Here is a 22,884-nt window from a genome sequence, read left to right as displayed (position 1 = left end):
GGGGCCCGGCCGTGATCGATTTCCTCGACCGGAACATCTTCCAGCCCCACTCCGAGCTGCTGGTCTTCATCACCGTGGCCATCGGCTTCCTCCTCGGGAAGATCCGCTACAAGGCCGTGGCGCTGGGCGCCGTCACCGGCTGCCTGGTCGCGGGGCTGCTGCTGGGCGCCCAGTTCAAGGTCACGATCGACGGGACGGTGAAGAACCTGTTCTTCACGATGTTCCTGTTCGCGCTCGGCTACAAGGTCGGCCCGCAGTTCTTCCGCGGCCTGAAGAAGGACGGCCTGCCGCAGGTCGTCAACGCGATCGTCGTCTGCGTCAGCGGCCTGCTGGTGTGCTGGGGCTTCGCCGCGCTGCTCGGCTACGGACCGGGACTGAGCGCCGGTCTGCTCGGCGGCGCCCTGACCCAGTCCGCCGTGATCGGTGTCGCCCAGGACGCCATCGGCACCCTGCCGGGTCTGTCCGCCGGGGCCGCCAAGGACGAGCAGAACCTCGTCGCGATCGGCTACGCGGTGACGTACCCCCTCGGCACGATCCTGTGCGCGATGCTCCTGGCGAACGTCCTGCCGAAGCTCTACCGCAAGGACCTCGCCGCCGAGTCGGCCGCTCTCGCCAAGGAGCTGGACGCCCCCGAGGACGACCCCGACCTCCACCAGGGCTACTACGAGGTGGTGCTGCGCGCCTACACCCTCCAGCGCCCGGACATCGTCGGCCGCACCATCGACGACTTCGAGCGGCAGCAACAGCAGCTCGGCCACCGGATCTACCTGACACGCGTCCGCCGCGACGGACGGATCCTCGACCACGACCAGCGGACGGTGCTGCGCGAGGGCGACGTCGTCGCGGTGAGCGCGCTGCGCGGCTCGCTCGTCGACTACGACCCCCGCACGCACATCGGCGCGGAGACGGACGACACCGAACTGCTCGGCTACCGGACGGAGTCGCTGCACGTGGTCGTCTCCGAGAAGGCGCAATTGGGCCGCACGATCGCGGAGTTGCGCAAGGAACCGTTCATGGTCGGCGTCTTCGTCGACAAGGTGTACCGCTCCGGCGCCGAGTTCCCCTACCGGCTCTCCACGAAGGTCGAGCGCGGCGACACCCTGGTCCTGACCGGCCCCAAGCGGCTGGTGGACCCGGCGGGCAAGGCGCTCGGCACGCCGGTGCCGACCTCGTTCGCGACCGACATGGTCTGGGTCGGACTCGGCATCTTCCTCGGCGGCTGCATCGGCATCCCCGCGCTCACCGCGGGCGGCGTGCCGATCTCGCTGTCCACGTCCGGCGGCGCGCTCATCATGGGCCTCGTCTTCGGCTGGATCCGCGGCAAGTACCCGACGTTCGGCAACGTGCCGCCGGGCGCCCAGTGGTTCATGGACACGCTCGGCCTCTGCCTGTTCGTCGCGGTCGTCGGCATCAACGCGGGCCCCTCCTTCACGTCCGGCCTGTCGACGGCCGGCTGGGGCCTGCTGCTCCTCGGCGCGGTGGCCACCGTGGTCCCACTGATCGTCGGCTTCCTGGTCGGCCACCACATCCAGAAGATCCGCTTCCCGGTCCTGATGGGTGTCCTGGCGGGCGGCCAGACCACGACCGCCGCGATCGGCGCCGTCAACGAGGCGTCCAGGTCCCAGGTCCCCACCCTCGGCTACACGATCCCGTACGCCGTCGGGAACGTCCTGCTGACCATCTGGGGCGCCGTGATCGTCCTGCTCCACCACTGACCCGCAAGCGTTCAAGGACGTAAGGAAAGACCATGCCGAAGACGACCCTCACCCGCGAGCAGATCAAGAGCTACGCCCAGCTCTCCCCCTTCGAGCTGAAGAACGTCTTCATCGACCTCGCCAAGGAGGCGCAGGCCGACCAGCCGGGTCAGAAGGACAAGTCCAGCGTCCAGATGCTCAACGCGGGGCGCGGCAACCCGAACTGGACCGCGACAGGACCGCGCGAGGCGTTCTACGCGCTCGGCTACTTCGCGCTGTCCGAGTCCCGCCGGGTGTGGACGGCCGACAACCTCGGCGGCATGCCGGAACTGGCCGGCTCGGCCGACCGCTTCGACACGTTCGTGCGCCGCCATCCCGACCTGCCCGGCATCGAACTGCTCCGGGACTGCGTCGAGCTGGCGGTGCGGCGGTTCGGGTTCGACAAGGACTCGTTCGTGCACGAGCTGACCGACAGCTCCGTCGGCGACAACTACCCCGTGCCGGACCGCATCCTGCCGCACACGCAGGAGATCGTCCGCGGGTACATCGCCGACGAGATGTTCGGCAAGGAGCCGCCGGCCGGTGACTTCTCGTACTTCGCGACCGAGGGCGGCACCGCCGCCATGTGCTACATCTTCGACTCGCTCATGAAGAACGGCGTCCTGCGCAAGGGCGACAAGATCGCGCTGATGGTGCCGGTCTTCACGCCGTACATCGAGATCCCCGAGCTGGACACCTACGAGTTCGACGTGACGTACGTGGAGGCCAGCCTGTTCGCCGAGGCGGGCGTGCGCGAATGGCGCTACCCCACCGAGGAGGTCGCCAAGCTGGCGGACCCGGAGATCAAGCTGGTCTGCCTGGTCAACCCGTCCAACCCGCCGTCCCTCGCCCTGTCGCGGCGCGTCACCGACCAGATCAAGGAGATCGTCGCGACGCGGAACCCGGGGCTGCTCATCGTCACCGACGACGTGTACGGCACGTTCGTGGAGGGCTTCCGCTCGATCGCCGCCGACCTGCCCCGCAACACACTGCTCGTCTACTCGTACTCGAAGCACTACGGCTGCACGGGCTGGCGGCTCGGGGTGATCGGGCTGCACGACGACAACGTGATCGACGAGCGGATCGCCGCCCTGCCGCAGGCCGAGCAGGAGCGGCTGGACAAGCGGTACGGGACGCTCACCCTGGAGCCGCGCACCCTCACCTTCATCGACCGGCTGGTCGCCGACTCCCGGCAGGTGGCCCTCAACCACACGGCCGGGCTCTCGCTCCCCCAGCAGGTCATGCTCTGCCTGTTCTCCCTGTTCGACATGCTCGACGAGGGCCAGGCGTACAAGGAGCGCATCCGGGGAATCGTGCGCCGCCGCCTCGAACTCCTCCTCGAAGGCGCCAAGATGAAGATTGCCGACGATCCGCAGCGGGCCGGCTACTACATCGAGCTGGACCTGATGGCGCAGGCCCAGCTCGAACACGGGCCGGAGTTCGCGGCGTTCCTGGAGGCGAACTACGAGCCGATCGACCCGCTGTTCCGGCTCGCCCGCCAGACCGGCGTGGTCCTGCTCAACGGCGGCGGCTTCGAGGGCCCCCAGTGGTCGGTGCGCGTCTCCCTCGCCAACCTCGACGACCTGGACTACCTGAAGATCGGCCACCACCTGCGGGCCATCTTCGACGACTACGCGCAGGAGTGGCGGGCGTCGAAGGGCTGACATGGGACAGCCCCGGCCGGGTGGGGGGCTCCGTGGAGCGCCGGCCGGGGCTGTCGCCCCCGTTTCCTCAGTGGCTACTTGAACGCGGCGAACGCCTTCTGGAACGCGTCGGCCGACTGGACGATCGAGCTGCACGTAGGCTGCGCCGAGTTGGAGGCGCCGCCCTCGCACTGCTTGTCGCGGGTCGCGGACCACATGGACAGTCCGCCGAGCCCCTTCTCCTTGGCGAAGGAGACGAGCTGCGTGGCGTCCTCGACCTTGAAGATCTCGGACGTGACGTCGTTGACGCCGATCATCGGGGTGATGGCCACCGCCTTCCAGGCCGCCGCGTCGGACAGGCCGAGCGCGCTCTTGATCTGCGCCTGCGTCGCGGTCGCGGCCTGCTCTGCGTAGGTGCCCATGTCGCCGCTGTATGAGGCGCCGTAGTCCATCGCCATGATGTTGACGAGGTCAGTGGCGACGCCGTTGGCCTTGGCGTTCTTCAGGAAGTTCACGCCGTCCGACGTCAGGCCCTCGGGCATCACCGGGAGCGTGAAGGACACGTTCAGGTCCGGGTTGTTCTTCTGGAGCGTCGCGATGGCCCGGGCGCGCTCGGTGTTGGAGGCCGTGTCCGGCAGAGCGCCGCCCTCGATGTCGAAGTCGACCTTGGTGAGCTCGAACCGGTCGATGACCTTCTGGTACGCCGCCGCCAGGTCGCCCGCGGAGGAGCAGGCCAGTGCCAGTTCGGTGCCGGAGGCGCCGCCGAAGGAGACGCGGACGTCACCGCCCGCCGCCCGCAGGTCACCGATCTGCGCCGCGACCTGGTCGGAGCCGAGGTCGCTGACGCCGCCCCACTTCGGGGTGCAGTCGCCGCCTGAGGTGATGAAGGCGAGGTTGTACTCCTTGACGCCGGTGGCCTTGGACGAGGCGACCAGGTCGAACTTCGGGTACAGCGACGTGTCGACGTACGGGGCGAAGCCGGCCGTCGCCTTCGAGCCCGAGCCCGTCCCCGTGGAGGCGGTGGGGGACGCGGTCGGCGCGGTCGGCGTGGGGGACGTCGACGTGGTCGGCGCGGGGGTCGCCGTCGTGGTCGGGCGCCCGCTCGGCTCGGGGGTCGCGCCGCCGTCGACGGAGCACTTGGCGTCGTTGATGAGACAGCCGGTCGGGTCGGCGTCACCGGAGACGACGAAGCCGACCGTGACCGAGCGGCCCGCGGCGATGCCCTCCTTGTCCCAGGAGGCGGGCTTCACGGTGACGTGCGAGCCGCCGGCCGTGGCCGAGACGGACGACTCCGCGTTCCACAGCGAGCTGAGCTTCGCGCCGGACGGCAGGTCGAACTCCAGCGTCCAGCCGGACTGGACCTTGTCCGTGTCGTTGGTGACGACGTACTGGCCGGTGTACCCGCCGGACCAGCTACTGGTCTTCGTGTACGCGGCGCCGACGGAGGCGGCCGACGCGCTGGAGGCGAAGAGGAACGTACCGCCGCCCACGACGGCCGCCGCGACGATGCCGCCTATCGCCTTGTTCCTGCCGCTGACCTTGCGCCGGTGCGTGCTGCTCATCGCGTGCCTGCCTTACCTGTGCGGGGGATCTTGGGGGTGCGGCAGCACGCTAGCGACCCGGAAACCGTCAATTCGGGCAACCGGGAAGGGACTTGCGGATCTTAGGGTTGGCTTAAGGAAGGGATCGGGAGCGATTAAAGGTCGAGACCAGTCCTTTGCGTTCCCGGCCGCGATGTCCCCGGCCACGGCCGCGCTCCAGCGGGCCGCGCCCGTCGAGCTGCACCCAGATCCGCACCTCGGTACCGCCGAGCACGGAGGAGCCGATGCGGACGTCGCCGCCGGTCGACTCGGCGAGGCGGCGCACGATGTCGAGGCCGAGCCCGGTCGAGCCGTCGCTGCCCGACCCCTTGCCGCGGGCCATCGCCGCCTCCGGGTCGAGGATGCCGGGGCCCGCGTCGGAGACCAGCACGATCACGGCGTCCTCACCGCTGTGCACGTCGACCGCGAAGGCGGTGCCCTCGGGGGTGTGCCGGAAGACGTTGCCGAGCAGCGCGTCGAGCGCGGCCACCAGATCGCCCCGGACGACGGGGATCCGCACGGGCCGGTCGATCCCGGCGACCCGCACCTTGCGGTCCTCGTCCTCGGCCAGCGCCGACCAGAACTCCATCCGCTCGCGGATCACCTCGGCGGCGTCGCAGCCCGCGCCCGGCCCGGCCGCGGCGGTCTGCGGCTTGGCGTCCCGCGCGGTGCGGATGATGGTGTCGACCTCGCGCTCCAACTGCTCGACGGCGACCCGGGTCTGCTCGGCGGCGGGGCCGGTGCCGAGCGAGGCGACGTTGAGCCGCAGCACGGTCAGCGGGGTGCGCAGCCGGTGCGACAGATCGGCCGCCAACTCCCGCTCATTGGCGAGGAGTTGTACGACCTGGTCGGCCATGGAGTTGAACGCGACGGCCGCGAGCCGCAGTTCCTCGGGGCCGTCCTCCGGCACTCGCGCACCGAGCCTGCCCTCACCCAGCTCGTGCGCGGCGCCGACCAGGCGCTGCGCGGGCTGCACCATCCGCACCCCGAGCCGGTCCGCCACGGCCACCGAGCCGATGACGAGCGCGATACCGACGCCCGCGAGGACGACCCACGCGGTCGTCACGCCGTTGCTGACCTCGGCCTCGGGGACGTAGACCTCGACGACGGCGATCTTCCCGGTGCTCACCGCGATCGGCTGGAGCCACACCGAGCCGCCGGGGACCTCGTCGATCCTGGCCCGGCTGATGTCGAGCCGGTCCGCGGGCACCCGCTGACGGCCGAGCGTGATCGCCGGTTCGCCGCCCGCGGCGGGGACGTACACCGACATCCGGTCCTCGCCGCCGGTCTGCGCGGTGGCCAGGGCGCGGGCCAGTTCGTCGCGGTCCGTGGTGATGGACAGGGTGGGTCCGATGGCGGCGGCCGTCCGCTCGGCGTTGGAGAACGCCCGGTCGCGGGCCATCTCCTTGATGACGAGCCCGAGCGGCACGGCGAACGCCACCACCACCATGGTCGTGACCGCCAGGCACACCCTGACCAGCGCCCACCTCACGGCGCCGGCTCCGGCCGCGGCGGCTCCAGCTTCACGCCGACACCCCGCAGGGTGTGCAGATAGCGCGGGCGCGCGGCCGTCTCCCCCAGCTTCCGCCGCAGCCACGACAGATGGACGTCGATGGTCTGGTCGTCCCCGTAACTCTGCTGCCACACCTCGGCGAGGAGTTCCTTGCGCGGTACGACGACGCCGGGGCGCCCGGCAAGGAAGGCCAGCAGGTCGAACTCACGGCGGGTCAGATCGAGCGTGGCACCGTCCAGTTCGGCCTGCCTGCGCAGCGGGTCGATGGACAGGCCGCCGACCCGCAGCACCCGGGAGGGCGGCTCGGCGCCCGCGCTGGAGCGGGAGCGGCGCAGCACGGCGGCCATCCGCGCGGACAGGTGCTCGGGCGAGAAGGGCTTGGTCAGGTAGTCGTCGGCGCCGTCGTTGAGCAGCCGCACGATCTCGGTCTCGTCGTCGCGGGCCGTGGCGATGATCACGGGTACGTCGGTGATGCCGCGCAGCATCTTCAGCGCCTCGGCCCCGTCCAGGTCCGGCAGACCGAGATCGAGGATGACCACGTCGAACCGGAAATGAGCGACCTCGCGCAGCGCCTCCAGGGCCGTGCCGACGCTGCGCACGGTGTGCGCGGCGTCGGTCAGGTGCCGGATGAGGGCCGAGCGTACGAACTGGTCGTCCTCGACCACGAGCACACTTGCCATGGGCGGCACCGTACGCCATCCGGGTGATCAGGGTCCTCCCCCGGGTGACCAGGGGTGACCGCGGTCTCCACGGGACAGCGGCGCCGGGCGTGGTGCAAGATGGCCCGCGATGCGACCGACACCACCACCACCGCCCGAGACCCCGGATCTCCCCCGGACCCCGCGCCCCGTGCGCCGGGGCCTGGTGCACACCGTGGCGTGGCTGCTCGCCACCGGGGCCGCGGTGACCCTGTCGTGGTGGGGCGTGCACACGGTGATGTCGGGCACGGCGTACGACCCGCCGAGGGCGCTGCCGGTGGCCGTCGCCGCGTCGGGGTCGGCGTCGCCGCTGTCCTCGTCCACGCACCGGCCGGAGCCCACGCCCTCGGCGACGCCGTCCCGCGCGAAGCCGGTGCGGTCGTCGCGGCCCCCGGCTCCGACCCGTTCCCCGTCGGCGACGCCCCGGCGGAGCGTCTCGCCCTCCGCCACCGCGTCCGCCGGGAACGTGAAGAGTTACACGACGGCGGGCGGGCGTGCCGTGTTCGACCTCGGGGAGACCTCGGCGACGCTGGTGTCCGCGACGCCCGACTCCGGCTGGTCGGTGCAGGTGTGGAAGCAGTCGACGTGGATCCGGGTCGAGTTCACGTCCGGGGAGCGGAGGGTGTCGGCGTTCTGCACCTGGCACGATCACCGCCCGTCGGTGGAGATCGCCACCTACTGAGCGGTTCACGCACCTCTCTTCAGCGGAAGACGGAGGGCGGCGGCGCCGGTGACGCCTTCGCGGTGGCGTCCGTGACCGGCCCCGCGCCGCCGGTGAAGGCCATCAGCGCCCGGCCGTGCTCGATCCGCCCCGGGTGCGGGTCCCCCGCCGCGCGCCGGGTCAGCTCGGCCACGGGCAGGGGCAGCGCCGACGCCGCCAGGACCGCGTTGCCGAAGCGCTTGCCGCGCAGCACCGCGGGGTCGGCGATCAGGGCCAGTTCGGGGAAGACGGCCGCGGCCGTGGCGATCTGGGCGCGCAGGTGGGCGAGGGGCGGGCCGTCGGCGAGGTTGGCGACGTAGGTGCCGGTGGGCCGCAGCACCCGGCGCACCTCGGTCAGGAACTCGGTGGTGGTCAGGTGGGCGGGGGTGCGGGCCCCGCTGAACACGTCGGCGACGAGGACGTCCGCCCAGTTGTCGGGCAGTTTGGCGAGGGCCTCGCGGGCGTCGGCCGTACGGACCCGGATGCGCGCGCCGGGCGGCAACGGAAGCTCCTCGCGCACGAGGTGGACCAGCGGGCCGTCGCTCTCCACGATCTGTTGCGTGGTGCGCGGCCGGGTGGCGGCGAGGTAGCGGGCGAGGGTGAAGGCGCCGCCGCCGAGGTGCACGGCCTGCACCGGCCGTCCCGGGTCCGCGGCCAGGTCGAGGACGTGGCCGATGCGGCGCTGGTACTCGAAGGCGAGGTGGGCCGGGTCGTCGAGGTCGACGTGCGACTGCGGGGCGCCGTCCAGGAGCAGTGTCCAGGCGGACGGCCGGTCCCGGTCGGGTATCAGCTCGGCGAGTCCGCCGTCGACGCTCCGCACGACGGGCTCCCTGGCCCCCCGGCCCTCCCGCTCGCCCTTGCGTCCCTGATTCCCGCGTGACCTGGCCATCCGGCCATTATCCGTGGCGGGCGGCGGGACGGCTCAGCGGCAGTTGTCGGCGGCCTCGATCAGGCGGGCGGCCTCGTCGAGCGCGGCCCGCAGCACGGCCGGGTCGGTGACCAGGTCGGCGCAGTCCGGGTCGTCGGCGGCGGGTGGCAGCAGCCAGCCGGTGCCCTCGACCGGCGGCGCGAGCGACAGGCCCCGGCCCTGGGTCTGCGTACAGGCGCTGCCCGGTACGTCCCAGCCGTCGGCGGTGCCGGGCGGGACGAGGAAGCCGAGGGTCTTGCCGCCGTCGTGCAGGACCGGGCCGAAGGGTTCGGCGCTGGCGCGGCGCAGGATGTCGACCGCTTCCAGTCCCTGCCGTGATCCGACGGTCACCAGGTCGCAGCCGCCGGGCGGCTGCGCGCTGTTCTCCTCGGTCGGGCGGTGTCGCGCCGTCGACAACGACTCGACGGGCGGTGACGTCACGGGTTGTGAGGCGTCCAACACGTCAGCCCCTCCTCACTCTTCGCGTACATGGCAGTGGTGCCGGTGGGGGTTTCGCCACATGGTTCAACGGCTGCGGGCGTCAACGGCTACGGCGGCACGCCGCCGCAAAGGATGGCAGTTCATGGCAGATTGCGGGTGAGATATCCGGTTTGTAGCCAAACACTGCGTGTCGGTACCGTCACACCCGGTACCTTCGAGCCTCGCCGGACAAGGGAGTTGACGGCTCGCGGGCGGGTGCGGACAGGCCCTGACCCAGGGTCCGCCCTCACCCTCGGTGTCCGGCACGGTTCGCACGGGAGGACCCGCCCATGACGTCGTCTCCGTATCCTCCGGACGCCCCGGCACCACAGCCGCCGCGCCCCAACCTCGCCTTCCGGCGACTGCGCGGACAGCGCTCGCCGGGCGAGTTCGCGGCCGCGGTACGGCGCGCGGCCCGCGAGATCGGCGAGTGCGTCAGTTGCGACGCCCGCTACATCGGCCGGGTCGAGTCCGGCGCGATCCGCTGTCCGAACTACGCGTACGAGCGCGTGTTCCTGCACATGTTCCCGGGCCGGACGCTCGCGGACCTCGGGTTCGCGCCCCGCGCCTCGGTGCGCGGGCGCGGCGCCCGCCCGTCCGGGGCCCGGCTTGAGAGCCCCGTAGCCACCGAGTACACGCACCACGAGGAGAGCGACGTGCGGCGTCGCGCATTCATGACCGGCATGACCGGCTCGACGGCCACCCTGGCCGTCGCCACCCTGACCCACATCGGCGCCGCTCCGGCCGACGCCGCCGACCTCGACCGCTACCCGGCGCGGGCCGGCGCCCGCTCCGTGGAGGAGGCGATCCGGCGGATCCGGCTCCTCGACGACCGGCACGGCGCCGACGGCCTCTACCGGCGGGCGGAGGCGCCGCTGCGGACCGCCTTCGAACTGCTCGACCAGGGCGCCGGGCGGCGCGACGTCACCGAGCGGCTCCAGGCGGGCGCGGGCGAACTGGCGATCTCCGTCGGCTGGCTCGCCCACGACTCGGGCCGCTTCGACGAGGCGCGTTCGCACTACGCGGAGGCGCTGGCGACGGCACGGATGGCGGGCGACGAGGCGCTGGAGGCGCACGCGTTCTGCAACACCGCGTTCCTCGCGCGGGACGTGGGGCGGCCACGGGAGGCCGTCCGGGCGGCGCAGGCGGCGACCCGGGTGGCGGCGCCGCTCGGCTCGCCGCGCCTGCTGTCGCTGCTCGCGCTGCGGGAGGCGGGCGGCTGGGCCGGGCTCGACGACCGGCCGTCGTGCGAGCGGTCGCTGGTGCGGGCGCAGGCGCTGTTCGCGCGGGGCGCCTCGGACGCCGACCCGGAGTGGATGTCGTTCTACGGCGAGGCCGAGCTGGAGGGCCTGGAGGCGCAGTGCTGGTCGGCTCTCGGCGACTGGCGGCGCGCGGCCCGGCACGCCCGGCGCGCCGTCGCCCTGCAGGACCCGCACTTCACCCGCAACACCGCTCTGTACACGGCCGAACTGGCGGACGACCTGGCCCGCTCGGGCCAACCGGACGAGGCGGCCGACGCGGGGTCGCGGGCGCTCGCCCTGCTCCGCGACGTGCGCTCGTCCCGCATCGAGTCGATGCTGGCGACGACGGCCCGCGTCCTGCTGCCTCACCGCAGGGCGGCCGGGGTGGCCGCGTTCCTGGAGGCGCACGCGGCTTCCCGGCGCTGACCGCGGGGCGCGCGCATCAGCCCGCGGCCAGGTGCCCCGTCTCGTTCCAGCTCTCGATGGCCGGTTCCCCGTACGCCCACCCGAGCACCGACAGCGACGTCGGGTTGAGACGGACGCGGGCCGCGAAGTCCAGCGGCAGGCCGAGCCATCGCGCGCCGATCGAGCGCAGGATGTGCCCGTGGGCGAAGACCAGCACGTCACGGTCGGCGGACCTGGCCCAGGCCACGACCTCGTCGGCCCGCGCCGTCACCTCGGCGAGCGTCTCGCCGTCGGGGACGCCGTCGCGCCAGATGAACCAGCCGGGCCGCAGCTCCTGGATCCGGGCCGGGGTGAGCCCTTCGTACGCGCCGTAGTCCCACTCCATGAGCGCGTCCCAGGCGGTGGCCCGCTCCCCGAACCCGGCCAGCGCGCACGTCTCGCTCGCCCGCACCAGCGGCGACGTGCGCACCTCGACGCCGGGCAGCCCGTCGTGGGGCGCGCCGTGCAGCCGCTCGCCGAGCAGCTTCGCGCCGCGCCGGCCCTCTTCCAGCAGCGGAATGTCCGTCCTGCCGGTGTGCCGTCCGGACAGGGACCACTCCGTCTGTCCGTGCCGGGCCAACAGAATGCGCGGTGCCATGCGGGGACCTTTCACGACGAACGGGCGTACGGATCTACCGGACGTATGAGGTGAACCAGGGGCGAACGGGCGGCGTCGCCGCATCCATCATCGCGTAACCGGATTGCGGACGGCCGAGCGGGCAACCCGGAGACTGATCTTCGCGTCTACGAGGGTCAGGGGTCACCCACGCGGCGACCCGCATACACCTTAGGGTGAGCGACGTGGCCGGAGGCCGCCGGACGAGGAAGAGGGGGAGCGGCCCGAATGTCGCAGATCGACCACGCACCACGCACGGAGGCGGTACCCGAAGTCCGGCTCCGGTGGTGGACCGAATTGCCCCTGCTCCTCCTCGTGTACGGGGCGTACTCGGCGGGTCGGCTGCTCGCCCGCGGTGACGTGGGCACGGCCGTGGGCCACGGGCTCGCGATCCTGCGGGCCGAGAAGGCCGTCCACCTGAACATCGAACACCCGCTGAACCGTCTCTTCACGCGTGAGCCCTGGCTCGGGGTGCCCGCCGACTTCTGGTACGCCTCGCTGCACTACGTGGTCACCCCGGCCGTCCTGGTCTGGATCTTCCGCCACCGCGCCCACCTCTACCGGGCCGCCAGGACCTGGCTGATGACCTCCACCCTGATCGGCCTGATCGGCTTCACCCTGCTGCCTACCTGCCCGCCCCGGCTGCTCTCGGCGGGCCACGGCTTCGTCGACACCATGGCGCAGTACAGCTCGTACGGCTGGTGGGGCGGCGCCGCCAGCGCGCCCAAGGGCCTGGGCGGCATGACCAACCAGTACGCGGCGATGCCGAGCCTGCACGTCGGCTGGGCGCTGTGGTGCGGCGTCATGCTGTGGCGCAACGGCCGCGGCCCCTACGCGAAGGCCCTCGGCGTCGCCTATCCGCTGATCACCACGGTCGTCGTCATGGGCACGGCCAACCACTACTTCCTCGACGCGCTCGCCGGGGCCGCCGTGATGGGCACCGGCCTGCTCCTGACGAAGCCGGTGACGCGGCTCGCCGAGCGCGTCAGGAACCGGCTGGACGCCAGGGCCGCGGTCAGGCCCTGGACCGTCCCTTCCCTCACTCGTTCCTCAATTGTCAGTGGAGAGTGCCAGACTTCCCCGGGTGAGCGAATTCCCCGACAGCGCAAGGCCGCCACGCCGCACGACACAGGCGACGGGGCTCCGGCACCGGCTCGCTGAGCTGCGCGGCCCCGACCGTCCGCCGCGCCCGCTCGACGCCCGCGCCCTGGCCGCGCTGGCCGCGAACCCGGGGTGCGACCGGCGGGCGCTCCTCGACGGCGCGGGCGTGGACAAGGCCCGCCTCGCGGACGCGCTGGGCGCGCCGTCGGGGTTCGGCCAGTCCCAGTTCGCGCTGGCCCGGGGGAACGTGTTCGAGGCGCGGGTGAAGGCGGACGGCGGCTCGGGGCTGCTGCACCTGGTGCACGCGCGCGTGGACGCCGCCGCCCCCGAGCCGGTCCCCGATCTCGTCCGCGCTCCGGACCTGTCGGCGATGGGGCCCGAGGGTCGCACCGCGCGCACCGCGCTCGCGCTGCGCGAGGCGGTGGAGTCCCCCGGCCTCTGGACGTTCCTCGACCATCCGATGCTCGCCCTCGACGTGGCGGGCAGTCCGGCGTTCCTGGAGCCGGACGCGGTGGTGGTGCACCCGGACGGGAGCTGGACGGTCGTCGAGATCAAGTCCTTCCCCATGATCGACGGGGCGGCGGACGCGGCGAAGGTCGGCGCCGCCGCCCGCCAGGCCGCGGTCTACGTGCTGGCGCTTCAGGAGGTCGCGGGTCGCCTGCCGGACACCGCCGCGCGGGTCCGCGACCGGGTGGTGCTGGTCTGCCCGAAGGACTTCTCGAACCTGCCCGCCGCCTCGGCCGTCGACGTCCGCAAGCAGCTCTCGGTGACGCGGCGCCAGTTGCGGCGGCTGACCCGGATCGAGGACATCGCTGCCGCGCTGCCGCCCGGCACCGCCCTCGACCCGGACCGGCCACCCGCCGAGCTGGCCGCCGCGGTCGAGTCGGTGCCCGCCACCTACGCGCCGGAGTGTCTGGCCGCCTGCGAGCTGGCCTTCCACTGCCGTGAGCGGTCCCGCGCCCAGGGCGCCGTGACGAGCCTCGGCCGACCGCTCCGCGCCGAACTGGGCGGCCTCACCACGGTCGACGCGGTGCTCGCCGTGGCCCGCGGCGAGACGGGCGATCCCGCGGACCCGACGGTGGCGGCGCTGCGGCGCGCTGCGGCGCTGCGGGCCGAGGCCCTCGGAGGCGCCCGGTGAGCCTGATCAACCACCTGGCGCGGCTCGAAGCCACCAGCACCGGCCGCGCGCAGCCCATCGCCACGGTCCGCCACCGGCACCTCTCGCAGAAACCGCTGGTCATCGTCCCGCTGACGACCGCGGGCGAGACCGGCGCCCCGCTCGGCGCCCTGGTCGGCACCGAACGGACCTCCCCCCGTCTGCTGGTCGTGCCGCAGCCCCGCGACCGCGATCTGCGCTTCGCGTTCCTGACGCGGCTCGCCGAGACCGTCCTGCCGTACATCGACGCTTACGCCGCCGATGTCGAGGCCGCCGAGCGCAGCGAGACCGACCCGGAGACCGGGAAGAAGGTCAAGGTCGAGGTCGAGCTGTGCGCGGACGCCCCGCAGGTGATCGTGCCGAGCCGCGCCGGCATCGAGCTCGTGCGGCTGCTCGGCCGGTCCATGCGGTTTCGCCGCACCGCCGAGCAGGACCCGGAGACGCCCTATCCGGCGCCGCCGCACGTGCCGCTGCTCGGCCGCTGGCTGACGCACTTCGGTGAGCGGGCCCGCGTCCCCGGCTCCGCGCTGCTGCTCGCCATGACGGATCTGCTCTCCCGGCACTGGGCGACGGGCCAGTCGAGCCTGGAGGACCAGCACCTGGGCGCGCTGCTCGCCTGGATCGCGCCGCCGGGGGGTGTCTCGGGCGCCGAGGCCGCGCTCCGCGCCGAGCTGGACCGGGGCCCGGACGGCCAGCTCCTGTGCCCGCCCGCGGGCCCCGCCACCGACCCGGCCTTCGACAACAAGCTGCTCGCGCCCGCGATCGAGCGCTACGACCGGGCCCGTACGCGACTGGCGGCGGCCGAGGACCCGGTCCTGGCCGACGGCCGCCTGGCCGAGGTCGCCGCCGCCGAGCGGGAGATCCACGCCCTGGTCGAGTCGCGGACCCGGCCCACCTGGGACGCGGTGTGGCGCGGCCTCGACCTGCTGTGCACGCTGCCCGAGGGTCCGCGCGCCGCGGAGCGCTGGACGCGGGACCGCTGGTCCTTCACCGGGCACCGCGACCGGGTGGCCGCGGGCGAGCCGCCGCAGCCGCGCCGCGACGACGCGGTGACCGCGGCGAACAAGCTGGCGACGCGCGAGCGGGAGCAGGCCCGCCTCGACGCGCAGGAGGCGCTCGACGATCCCCTGGTGATGGCGGGCAGGCGGCTCGCGGGAGAGGCGTTCGCGGGTGAGGTGACCGAGGTGGTGGAGGCGTACAACGACAAGAAGCGGCCACGCCCCCTGATCACGGTCCGCACCGACGACCGGCCGCACCTCGGGGAGCGGGTCAAGGTGTTCCGCTCCCTCGAAGGCAAACCGCAGACGGCGGAGTTCGTGGCGTACGAGAGTGACGCGCGGGACGCGGTCGTGCTGCGGGTCCTGGACAAGATGGGGCGCGGCAAGGAGCCCGAGGAGGGGTCGGTGCCGCAGAAGGGGGACCAGGTGGTCTGGACGTTGTTCGAGCACGAGCAGCGCGGCGGGCCCAAGCTGCCGGAGCCGGAGGAGACGCCGTGGACGCACGGCGGGCCGCCGGGCACGGACCTGCCCGCGCCGGACGCCGTGACCTCGGAGGACCTGCTGTGACCGTGACCCCTCTCGACCCGGCCGCGCTCAGCCCGTCGGTCGCCGCCGCCCGCGCGACGGAGGCGATCCTGCGCGACACGCTCGACGGTGACGCCCGGGGTGTCGTCGTGGACTCCCCGCCCGGCGCGGGGAAGTCGACCCTGGTGGTGCGGGCCGCGCTGGAACTGGCCGAGGCGGGGCGGCCGTTGATGGTCGTCGCCCAGACCAACGCCCAGGTCGACGACCTCGTCCTGCGGCTCCACGAGAAGAACCCCGAGCTGCCCGTCGGCCGTCTGCACAGCAGCGACCCGGACGCGTACGACAAGGCGCTGGACGACCTGGTGACCGTCCGCACGTCGACGAAGGCGGCCGATCTGGCGCCGCTGCCGGTCGTCATCTCCACCGCCGCGAAGTGGGCGCACGTGAAGGTCGCCGACGCGGGCGGCCCGTGGCGCCACGCCATCGTGGACGAGGCCTACCAGATGCGGTCCGACGCGCTCCTCGCCGTGGCGGGACTGTTCGAGCGGGCGCTGTTCGTGGGCGACCCGGGCCAGCTCGACCCGTTCGCGATCGTCGGCTCCGAGCAGTGGGCGGGCCTGTCCTACGACCCGTCGGCGTCGGCGGTCTCGACGCTGCTGGCCCACAACCCGGAGTTGCCGCAGCACCGGCTCCCGGTGTCGTGGCGGCTGCCCGCGTCGGCGGCGCCGCTGGTGTCGGGGGCGTTCTACCCGTTCACGCCGTTCCGCAGCGGCACCGAGGAGGGCGACCGGGGCCTGCGTTTCCTCGCCCCGTCGGACGGTTCGGGCGTCGACCGGGTCATCGACGAGGCCGCGGACGCGGGCTGGGGGCTGCTCGAACTGCCCGCCGCGCACACGCCGCGGACCGATCCGGAGGCGGTGCGGGCGGTGGCGCTCGTCGTGCGGCGGCTGCTCGACCGGGAGGGCCTGGCCCGTTCCGAGCGGGGGACGGACGCGGCGCCGCTGAGCGCCGACCGGATCTGCGTCGGCACCGCCCACCGCGACCAGGCGGCGGCGGTCCGCGCGGCCCTGGGCGAACTCGGCGTGCGGGACGTCACGGTGGACACGGCCAACCGTTTGCAGGGCCGGGAGTTCGACGTGACCGTCGTCCTGCACCCCCTGTCGGGCCGCCCCGACGCGACGGCGTTCCACCTGGAGACCGGCCGCCTGTGCGTGCTGACGTCCCGGCACCGGCACGCGTGCGTCGTGGTGTGCCGGGCCGGGGTCGCCGAACTCCTCGACGAGCATCCGTCGACGGAGCCGGTGCAGCTCGGGGTGGACGTGAAGTTCCCCGACGGCTGGGAGGCCAACCACGCCGTCCTCGACCGGCTCGCGCGGCACCGGGTGGCCTGGCGGCCCTGAACGACGGGCGTACTTGCGCCCCTGCGGACAATGGAAGGCGGCCCGGGCACCGGACGGGCCGTCACCGGCACGAGGAGGAACCACCATGGCGGAGCCCGAGCGGCCCCGTACGCCGCAGCCCCGGATGCGGCCCGCCCCGCTGATCTTCGAGCCCGCGGAGGCCGCCGCCGACCCGGAGCACTTCTTCGACCTGGAGTCCATCGAGGACCCCCGCGAGCTGCTGGCCCGCGCGACGGAGCTGACGCTGGCGTTCCGCGCGGCGACCGACCGGTCCCTGGAGTTCCAGGCGATCGCGGCGGCCCAGCTCGCCGATCCGCGCCGGTTCGACCGGCTGACCACGGCGGAGATCGCGGGGCGCGCGGAGTGGACCGAGGACTACGCGAAGAAGATGGTCGAGTTCGGCCGTGACCTGCTGCGCAGCGGCTCGGAGCAGGCGCCGTAGCCACCCTTCTGGCATATGCCAGGGGGCAAGATACTCCTCGCTTCCCTCTCCTGTCCCGGTTTCCCGCAACCCTGTGGAGTCGATCCCTCACCCCGTGTAGATGTGGGGGACATGGACTTCGCTCACCCCCTCGCCCCTGCCCCCGGCGCCCCCGACGACCACTACGACGTCAGTGGCGTCACCCCCGAAGGCGCCGCATGGCTCGCCTCCGCAGGAACGTATCCGCGCTCGACCCTCGCCCACTGGGAGTCCCGCCCCACCGCTCCCGTGGTGCTGCCCTGCGGTTCCGTCTTCGACGTCGTCAACGTGCCCGCGATCTTCGGCCGGCGGATGTTAGACCGGCTCTGGGACGAGGGCCCCGGCTCGGGGCCGGTCGCCGCCCACCGCGGTCGCATGCTCCTGTTCGCCGCGCCGGGCACCGCCCAGCGGCTGCCCTCGCTGCTCGAATGGGAGGAGTGGGGCCCCGCCGTGCCGCCCTTCCTCTGCCACGGAACCGGCGACGCGGTCACCGTCCCCGCCCCCACGCCCCTCTCCGGGCAGCGCCCCGATTCCCGCTGGCTCGTCGCCCCCGACACCCGCAGCCCCTGGCTCCCCGGCCCCGAAGTACTGCTCTGGGCCTGCGTCCGAGCGGCCCGCGCCGGGGCGCACGCCGCCGTACGAATTTCGATTTTTCCCGCCGCCGATCAGGATGCTAAGGTCTACGACGTCAGCAGGCGCCGCTAGCTCAGTTGGTTAGAGCAGCTGACTCTTAATCAGCGGGTCCGGGGTTCGAGTCCCTGGCGGCGCACCGACAGTGAAGGCCCTCCGTGCGAACGGGGGGCCTTTCGCGTGGAACAGGGCGGGTCCCGGCGCCGGGCGGTCGGCTGGGGGTCCGGGGGTCACCCCCCGGGGGATGCAGCATCAGCGGGTCCGGGGTTCGAGTCCCTGGCGGCGCACGTTGTCGGTGGCGGGATGTGTTCGCGAAAAGCGCGAACCGTCCCGCCACCGTTGTTTTCGCACGGCTGCGCCGCGCCCGGCGGGGGCTCCGCCACCCGCACCCCCGTCCCCCCGGGGCCAGCGCGGGACCCCGCGGGAAAGCACGGCTGGCTGGGGCGCGCCCCCAGGGCAGCACGGCGCGTCCCCGCTCAGCCAGTCGTCACCTTCACCGTGTACGCGCCGGAGGCCGTGCGGTTCTCTGTTTCGATGTGGAGGTGCTCGCCCGGCACCGTGAAGCTCTCGCCCACTCCCACCGGGGCGTCCGCCAGAGGTGGGTAGACCGAGTCGCTCTGGCAGGCGTCCGTGTCGGGGTGGGCGTCGAGGACCTGGACCGGGCCCTCGCCGGACGAGGAGTCGCCGCGTACCCGGTAGACGAGGACACCCCGCGTGCAGGTCGCGTCGTCGTTGCCGCCCGCGCCGCGCGCCTCCAGGGCGATCACGCTGTCGGGACCGGTCCGTACGACGCCGAGCTTGGTGCCGTCCCCGGTGCCGAACGGGGCGTCCGCCGCGCGCGGCCCTGTGCTCAGCGGCTCCAGCGTCATCCGGGTCGTACCCGTGCGGGTCACGCAGGCGACCTGTCGCTGGTCCAGCCAGCCGAGCTTCCACTTGTGCCAGCCGAAGAGGTCCGGCGCGAGGCCGAACTGGCTGCCCATGACGTCCCAGTCGCCGACGTACGTGTCCCAGTCCCCCTTGCCGTCGGACGGCCGGTGATAGAGGTCGGGCAGGTCGAAGACGTGGCCGGTCTCGTGCGCGAGGACGTTGCGGTCCGGCGGGTGCTGCTCGAAGACGGTGACGGCCCGCCGGATGTCGGTGCCGTCGGCCCGCATCGGCCGGTCGAAGTTCACGACCTTCGTGGCGTCCGAGTCGACCCCCGGCGCGTCCGGGTCGGCGATGAGGTAGACGACGTCGAACGCGCTGAAGTCCGTGCCCGGGTCCGCCACCCGCAGCGCGTCCCGCAGATACGCGCCGCGGTCCGCCGGGTGCCAGTCACGCCGTATCCCGTACGCGGTGGAGTCCCGCGGCATCCGCAGCCACGCGCGCTGCGGATGCGGCACCAGCGTGAACCTGCCGTACGAGGCCTGGGAGAAGAAGCGGCTGGTGGCCGGGAAGTAGTCGGCCGTCAGCTCCGCGGGCGTCGTCAGCGGGGCCGAGTCGGGGAAGGAGAGGAAGATCAGCACCGCGTTCAGGGTCTGACGCGGACGCGGATAGGCCGTGTTCCAGGTGTCGACGCCCTCGGAGTGATGGGCCGCGGTGCGCTCCAGGGCGCACGGGCCCGCGTAGGGGGCGGCGCCCGCCGGGCCCGTGACCAGGCCGATGGCGACCAGGGCGGCGAGCGCGGTCAGCGCCGCCGCGGCGGCCCGTAGGCGGGACGTGTCCACTCCCCCGAGTGGCTGCGGACGCGGCAAGTCGACCTCCGGGTGGGGAATGTGCGGCACCCCACCCAGATTGTGGGTGCTTATCGCGATTCGCCCTGTTTATCTGGCCCGGACGAGTGAGGCGCGACACCCCGAGCGGTCACAGGCCGTCACAGGTGATCGGGGTGCGGCAGAAGCCGGGCCCGGAGCGGGCAGAAACGATCTGGCGGGGTGGATTCCGGCTCCCCGGAGTGGAACCGCCCGTGGACAAGGCTGGATAGGCCGTCCGACCGGCCTCTATGATCGGCACACTTTCCTGACGGGACCCCGGCCGCACCGGATCACGCGACCGGACCATGCGATCGGACCACGCGACCAGACGACGCACACGGGAGCGAGCGGTGAGCGCACACAGCGCACAGCCCCAAGGGCCCACGACGGCGGCGGAGGTGTCCCCGGTCGACTCGTGCCCCGGGAACACCACGGAGCGTGACCGGCCGCACGGGCTCCAGCCGAAGTCCGTCCACGGCGCCGCGTTCCTCGCCGCGCCCCAGGCCATGCTGCTCGTCGACCGTGACGGCATCGTCGTCGGCGCCAACGCCGCCGCGCTCACACTGCTGCGCGACGAGGGCGCCGAGCCCGTCGTCGGGCTCGCCGCCGACGAACTGCTCGACCTGTCCTCCGACCCCCGCACCCGGGACGCCTACCGCGAGGTGCTGCGCGGACGGCAGGCCCCCCTCGGCCGTACCCGCCGCCTCAAGCACTCCGCGGGCCACTCGGTGTGGGTGCGGATCACGGCGTCGCCCGTGCCCGGCGCGGATGTCGTCCTGCTCTCCCTGGACGACGTCAGCGCGCACCGCCAACTCCAGGACGGATTGCGGCACTTGCAGACGCACGACCCGGTGACGCGGCTGCCCAACCGCGCCCTGTTCTTCGAGCGCCTGACCGGCGCCCTGGAGGCCGGCGCGTACGAGGGCACGGGCGCGACCGGGCGGGTCGGCCTGTGCTATCTCGACCTCGACGGGTTCAAGGCGGTCAACGACACCCTCGGCCACCACGTCGGCGACCGGCTGCTCGCCGCCGTCGCGGACCGGCTCACGCACTGCGCCGATCTGGCCCGGCACGCGACCGGCACCCCGCTGGTGGCCCGGCTCGGCGGCGACGAGTTCGCCCTGCTCATGGAGGACTCGACCGGCACGGAGCAACTGGCGGAGCTGGCGGAGGCGGTCCTCGACGCGCTGCGGGAACCGTTCGACCTGTCGGGGCAGCGGCTGTCGGTCTCGGCCTCGATCGGGGTGGTCGAGCGGCATGTCGCGGGCACCAGCACGACGGGCCTGATGCAGGCGGCGGACACCACGCTGTACTGGGCGAAGGCCGACGGCAAGGCCCGCTGGACGCTTTTCGACCCGGAGCGCAACGCCCGCCGGATGACCCGCCAGGCGCTCGCGTCCGGGCTGCGGGCCGCCGTGGAGCGCGACGAGTTCGTCCTGGAGTACCAGCCGCTGGTACGTCTGGAGGACGGCGGCCTGCGCGGCGTCGAGGCGCTGGTGCGCTGGCGGCATCCGCGGTTCGGCATGCTGACGCCGAATCGGTTCATCGGACTGGCCGAGGAGGACGGCTCCATCGTGCAGTTGGGGCGGTGGGTCCTGGAGACCGCCTGCCGGCAGGCGCGCGCGTGGCAGCTCGCCGACCCGGAGGTGCCGCCGGTCTACGTGAGCGTCAATGTGGCGGTGCGTCAGGTGTGGGACTCGGATCTGGTGGCCGATGTCGCGCGCATCCTGGAGGAGACGCGACTCCCGCCCGAGCTGCTTCAGTTGGAGCTGACCGAGTCCGCCGTGATGGGCACCACCGGACGCCCCCTGCAGGCCCTGCGGGAGCTGCGGGACATGGGCGTGCGCATCGCCATCGACGACTTCGGCACGGGGTACTCGAACCTCGCGTACCTGAGCCGGCTGCCGGTGTCGGTGCTGAAGCTGGACGGGGCGTTCGTGCGCGGCTTCCAGGACGGTGACGGTACGCCCGAGGATCCGGCGGACGCGGTGATCGTGGAGGCGATGGTGCAGCTCGCCCACCGGCTCGGGCTGACCGTCACCGCGGAGTGCGTGGAGACGGTCGAGCAGGCGGAGCGGCTGCGCCGGATCGGCTGTGACACGGGCCAGGGGTGGCTGTACTCGCGGCCCGTCTCGGCGGCCCGGATCTCCGGGCTGCTGGCGGCGAGGTGACCGGCCGGGGCGCCCCCGGCCGGCCCTCCCTTCGCTACGCGCCCAGGGTCGGCAGCCCGTAGGCGTCCGCGATGAGTTCGTACGAGCGCAGTCGTACGTCCGCGCTGTGCGCGTTGGCGGTGAGCATCAGCTCGTCGGCGCCCGTGCGCTTCTGGAGGTCGTCGAGGCCGGTGCGGACCTCGTCGACGGAGCCGTGGATGACGTTGGAGTTCCAGGAGCGAATGAAATCCTGCTCCATCTCGTCGAACTGGTACGCCTCCGCCTCCTCCGGCGTCGGGACCAGGCCCGGGCGGCCGGTGCGCAGGCGGATCATGTTGAGCGCGGCGGCGAGGACCTGGCGGCGGGCCTCGGTGCCGTCGTCGTCGGTGGCGAGCGCCGAGACGCCGATCAGGGCGTAGGGCTTGTCCAGGACCCCGGAGGGCTGGAAGGACTCGCGGTACAGGTCGAGCGCCGGGATCGTGTTCTGCGCCGAGAAGTGGTGGGCGAAGGCGAACGGGAGGCCGAGGACACCGGCCAGGCGGGCGCTGAAGCCGGACGAGCCGAGCAGCCAGACCGGCGGCCGGTGCGGGTCCTGGACGCCGCCGGGGGACGTCGACTGGACGGGTCCCGGCACCGCGTGGATGCGGGAGTAGCGGTGACCGTCGGGGAAGTCGTCGTCGAGGAAGCGGGTCAGCTCGGCGAGCTGCTGCGGGAAGTCGTCCGCGCCCTCGTTCAGCCGGTCGGTGCGGCGCAGGGCGGCGGCGGTGGCGCCGTCGGTGCCGGGCGCGCGGCCGAGACCGAGGTCGATACGGCCCGGGGCCATCGCCTCGAGCGTGCCGAACTGCTCCGCGATGACCAGCGGGGCGTGGTTGGGCAGCATGACACCACCGGAGCCGAGCCGGACCCGGTCGGTGTGGGCGGCGAGGTGGGCCAGGATCACGGCCGGGGACGACGAGGCCACTCCGGGCATGGAGTGGTGCTCGGCGACCCAGTAGCGGTGGTAGCCGCGGCGTTCGGCGAGGCGGGCGATGTCGACGCTGGTGCGCAGGGCCTGCGTGGCGGTGCGGCCCGCACCCACGGTGACCAGGTCCAGGACGGAGAGGGGGGTCGGGGCGGTGCCGTGGGCTGCGCCGCGGATCTCGTCGTGGTTGGCCGGCACGGGGGTCCTCCTGGTGA

The 22,884-nt window shown here is 73.1% G+C and carries 19 protein-coding genes and 1 tRNA gene; 12 read left to right on the top strand and 8 right to left on the bottom strand.

Translation table 11 applies throughout. The features are described 5' to 3' along the window. Positions 1-11: 11 nt before the first annotated feature. Both aspT and ACIRF8_RS03495 read left to right on the top strand, forming a co-directional pair. On the top strand, positions 12-1,715 hold the full coding sequence (gene aspT / locus ACIRF8_RS03500) for an aspartate-alanine antiporter (RefSeq protein WP_404210387.1): 1,704 nt from the start codon (positions 12-14) through the stop codon (positions 1,713-1,715). 32 nt (positions 1,716-1,747) lie between these two features. Next, on the top strand, positions 1,748-3,397 hold the full coding sequence (locus ACIRF8_RS03495; RefSeq protein ID WP_404210385.1) for a bifunctional aspartate transaminase/aspartate 4-decarboxylase: 1,650 nt from the start codon (positions 1,748-1,750) through the stop codon (positions 3,395-3,397). Positions 3,398-3,471: 74 nt separating this feature from the next. On the opposite strand, the gene ACIRF8_RS03490 is transcribed toward ACIRF8_RS03495, so the two are convergent. The 3 genes from ACIRF8_RS03490 to ACIRF8_RS03480 form a co-directional block, all read right to left on the bottom strand. Then, positions 3,472-4,938: a cellulose binding domain-containing protein gene (locus ACIRF8_RS03490; RefSeq protein WP_404210383.1), complete on the bottom strand. Its 1,467-nt coding sequence runs from the start codon at positions 4,936-4,938 to the stop codon at positions 3,472-3,474. Positions 4,939-5,050: 112 nt separating this feature from the next. Continuing rightward, positions 5,051-6,448: a sensor histidine kinase gene (locus ACIRF8_RS03485; RefSeq protein WP_404210381.1), complete on the bottom strand. Its 1,398-nt coding sequence runs from the start codon at positions 6,446-6,448 to the stop codon at positions 5,051-5,053. Next, positions 6,445-7,149, bottom strand: a complete 705-nt coding sequence (locus tag ACIRF8_RS03480) for a response regulator transcription factor (protein ID WP_404210379.1) — start codon at positions 7,147-7,149, stop codon at positions 6,445-6,447. Before ACIRF8_RS03480 ends, ACIRF8_RS03485 begins: the two co-directional genes overlap by 4 nt. Before the next feature lie 169 nt (positions 7,150-7,318). On the opposite strand from ACIRF8_RS03480, the gene ACIRF8_RS03475 reads away from it, so the two are divergent. After that, positions 7,319-7,849, top strand: a complete 531-nt coding sequence (locus tag ACIRF8_RS03475) for a hypothetical protein (RefSeq protein ID WP_404212259.1) — start codon at positions 7,319-7,321, stop codon at positions 7,847-7,849. 19 nt (positions 7,850-7,868) lie between these two features. On the opposite strand, the gene ACIRF8_RS03470 is transcribed toward ACIRF8_RS03475, so the two are convergent. Beyond that, positions 7,869-8,756, bottom strand: a complete 888-nt coding sequence (locus ACIRF8_RS03470) for a spermidine synthase (protein WP_404210377.1) — start codon at positions 8,754-8,756, stop codon at positions 7,869-7,871. 33 nt (positions 8,757-8,789) lie between these two features. Next, positions 8,790-9,191, bottom strand: a complete 402-nt coding sequence (locus ACIRF8_RS03465; RefSeq protein ID WP_404212258.1) for a hypothetical protein — start codon at positions 9,189-9,191, stop codon at positions 8,790-8,792. A gap of 353 nt (positions 9,192-9,544) precedes the next feature. On the opposite strand from ACIRF8_RS03465, the gene ACIRF8_RS03460 reads away from it, so the two are divergent. Beyond that, a complete protein-coding gene (locus tag ACIRF8_RS03460) occupies positions 9,545-10,921 on the top strand; it encodes a tetratricopeptide repeat protein (protein WP_404210375.1) in 1,377 nt (458 codons plus the stop codon). A 16-nt stretch (positions 10,922-10,937) separates the two neighbouring features. Here ACIRF8_RS03460 and ACIRF8_RS03455 read toward each other — a convergent pair whose 3' ends face one another. Continuing rightward, positions 10,938-11,537, bottom strand: a complete 600-nt coding sequence (locus tag ACIRF8_RS03455; RefSeq protein ID WP_404210373.1) for a histidine phosphatase family protein — start codon at positions 11,535-11,537, stop codon at positions 10,938-10,940. Between the two features lie 246 nt (positions 11,538-11,783). Between ACIRF8_RS03455 and ACIRF8_RS03450 the strand changes: the two genes are divergently transcribed. From ACIRF8_RS03450 to ACIRF8_RS03420, 7 genes are all read left to right on the top strand, one after another. Continuing rightward, a complete protein-coding gene (locus tag ACIRF8_RS03450) occupies positions 11,784-12,716 on the top strand; it encodes a phosphatase PAP2 family protein (protein ID WP_404210371.1) in 933 nt (310 codons plus the stop codon). After that, positions 12,640-13,794 carry a hypothetical protein gene (locus tag ACIRF8_RS03445; RefSeq protein ID WP_404210369.1) on the top strand — a complete coding sequence of 385 codons (1,155 nt, stop codon included), beginning with the start codon at positions 12,640-12,642 and terminating at the stop codon, positions 13,792-13,794. The genes ACIRF8_RS03450 and ACIRF8_RS03445 overlap by 77 nt, the downstream gene beginning before the upstream one ends. After that, on the top strand, positions 13,791-15,377 hold the full coding sequence (locus ACIRF8_RS03440) for a hypothetical protein (RefSeq protein WP_404210367.1): 1,587 nt from the start codon (positions 13,791-13,793) through the stop codon (positions 15,375-15,377). Before ACIRF8_RS03445 ends, ACIRF8_RS03440 begins: the two co-directional genes overlap by 4 nt. After that, on the top strand, positions 15,374-16,735 hold the full coding sequence (locus ACIRF8_RS03435; RefSeq protein WP_404210366.1) for an AAA domain-containing protein: 1,362 nt from the start codon (positions 15,374-15,376) through the stop codon (positions 16,733-16,735). The genes ACIRF8_RS03440 and ACIRF8_RS03435 overlap by 4 nt, the downstream gene beginning before the upstream one ends. An 85-nt stretch (positions 16,736-16,820) precedes the next feature. Next, the gene (locus ACIRF8_RS03430; RefSeq protein ID WP_404210364.1) at positions 16,821-17,177 is read left to right on the top strand and encodes a hypothetical protein; all 357 of its coding nucleotides are present in this window, start codon (positions 16,821-16,823) and stop codon (positions 17,175-17,177) included. 111 nt (positions 17,178-17,288) lie between these two features. Beyond that, the gene (locus ACIRF8_RS03425) at positions 17,289-17,900 is read left to right on the top strand and encodes a bifunctional DNA primase/polymerase (protein WP_404210362.1); all 612 of its coding nucleotides are present in this window, start codon (positions 17,289-17,291) and stop codon (positions 17,898-17,900) included. Further along, positions 17,891-17,964 (top strand) — tRNA-Lys (locus ACIRF8_RS03420). Before ACIRF8_RS03425 ends, ACIRF8_RS03420 begins: the two co-directional genes overlap by 10 nt. 337 nt (positions 17,965-18,301) lie before the next feature. Here ACIRF8_RS03420 and ACIRF8_RS03415 read toward each other — a convergent pair. Continuing rightward, positions 18,302-19,531: a M6 family metalloprotease domain-containing protein gene (locus ACIRF8_RS03415; protein WP_404210360.1), complete on the bottom strand. Its 1,230-nt coding sequence runs from the start codon at positions 19,529-19,531 to the stop codon at positions 18,302-18,304. A gap of 533 nt (positions 19,532-20,064) precedes the next feature. On the opposite strand from ACIRF8_RS03415, the gene ACIRF8_RS03410 reads away from it, so the two are divergent. Continuing rightward, positions 20,065-21,729, top strand: coding sequence for a putative bifunctional diguanylate cyclase/phosphodiesterase (locus tag ACIRF8_RS03410; protein ID WP_404212256.1), 1,665 nt, complete (start codon positions 20,065-20,067; stop codon positions 21,727-21,729). A 34-nt stretch (positions 21,730-21,763) separates the two neighbouring features. Here ACIRF8_RS03410 and ACIRF8_RS03405 read toward each other — a convergent pair whose 3' ends face one another. Beyond that, positions 21,764-22,867, bottom strand: coding sequence for an LLM class flavin-dependent oxidoreductase (locus ACIRF8_RS03405; protein ID WP_404210358.1), 1,104 nt, complete (start codon positions 22,865-22,867; stop codon positions 21,764-21,766). Positions 22,868-22,884 lie beyond the last annotated feature (17 nt).

It is taken from the genome of Streptomyces sp. NPDC102406 (genome assembly GCF_044765725.1).
Taxonomy (GTDB): domain Bacteria; phylum Actinomycetota; class Actinomycetes; order Streptomycetales; family Streptomycetaceae; genus Streptomyces.
This window is presented reverse-complemented; position numbering and strand designations above follow the sequence as displayed.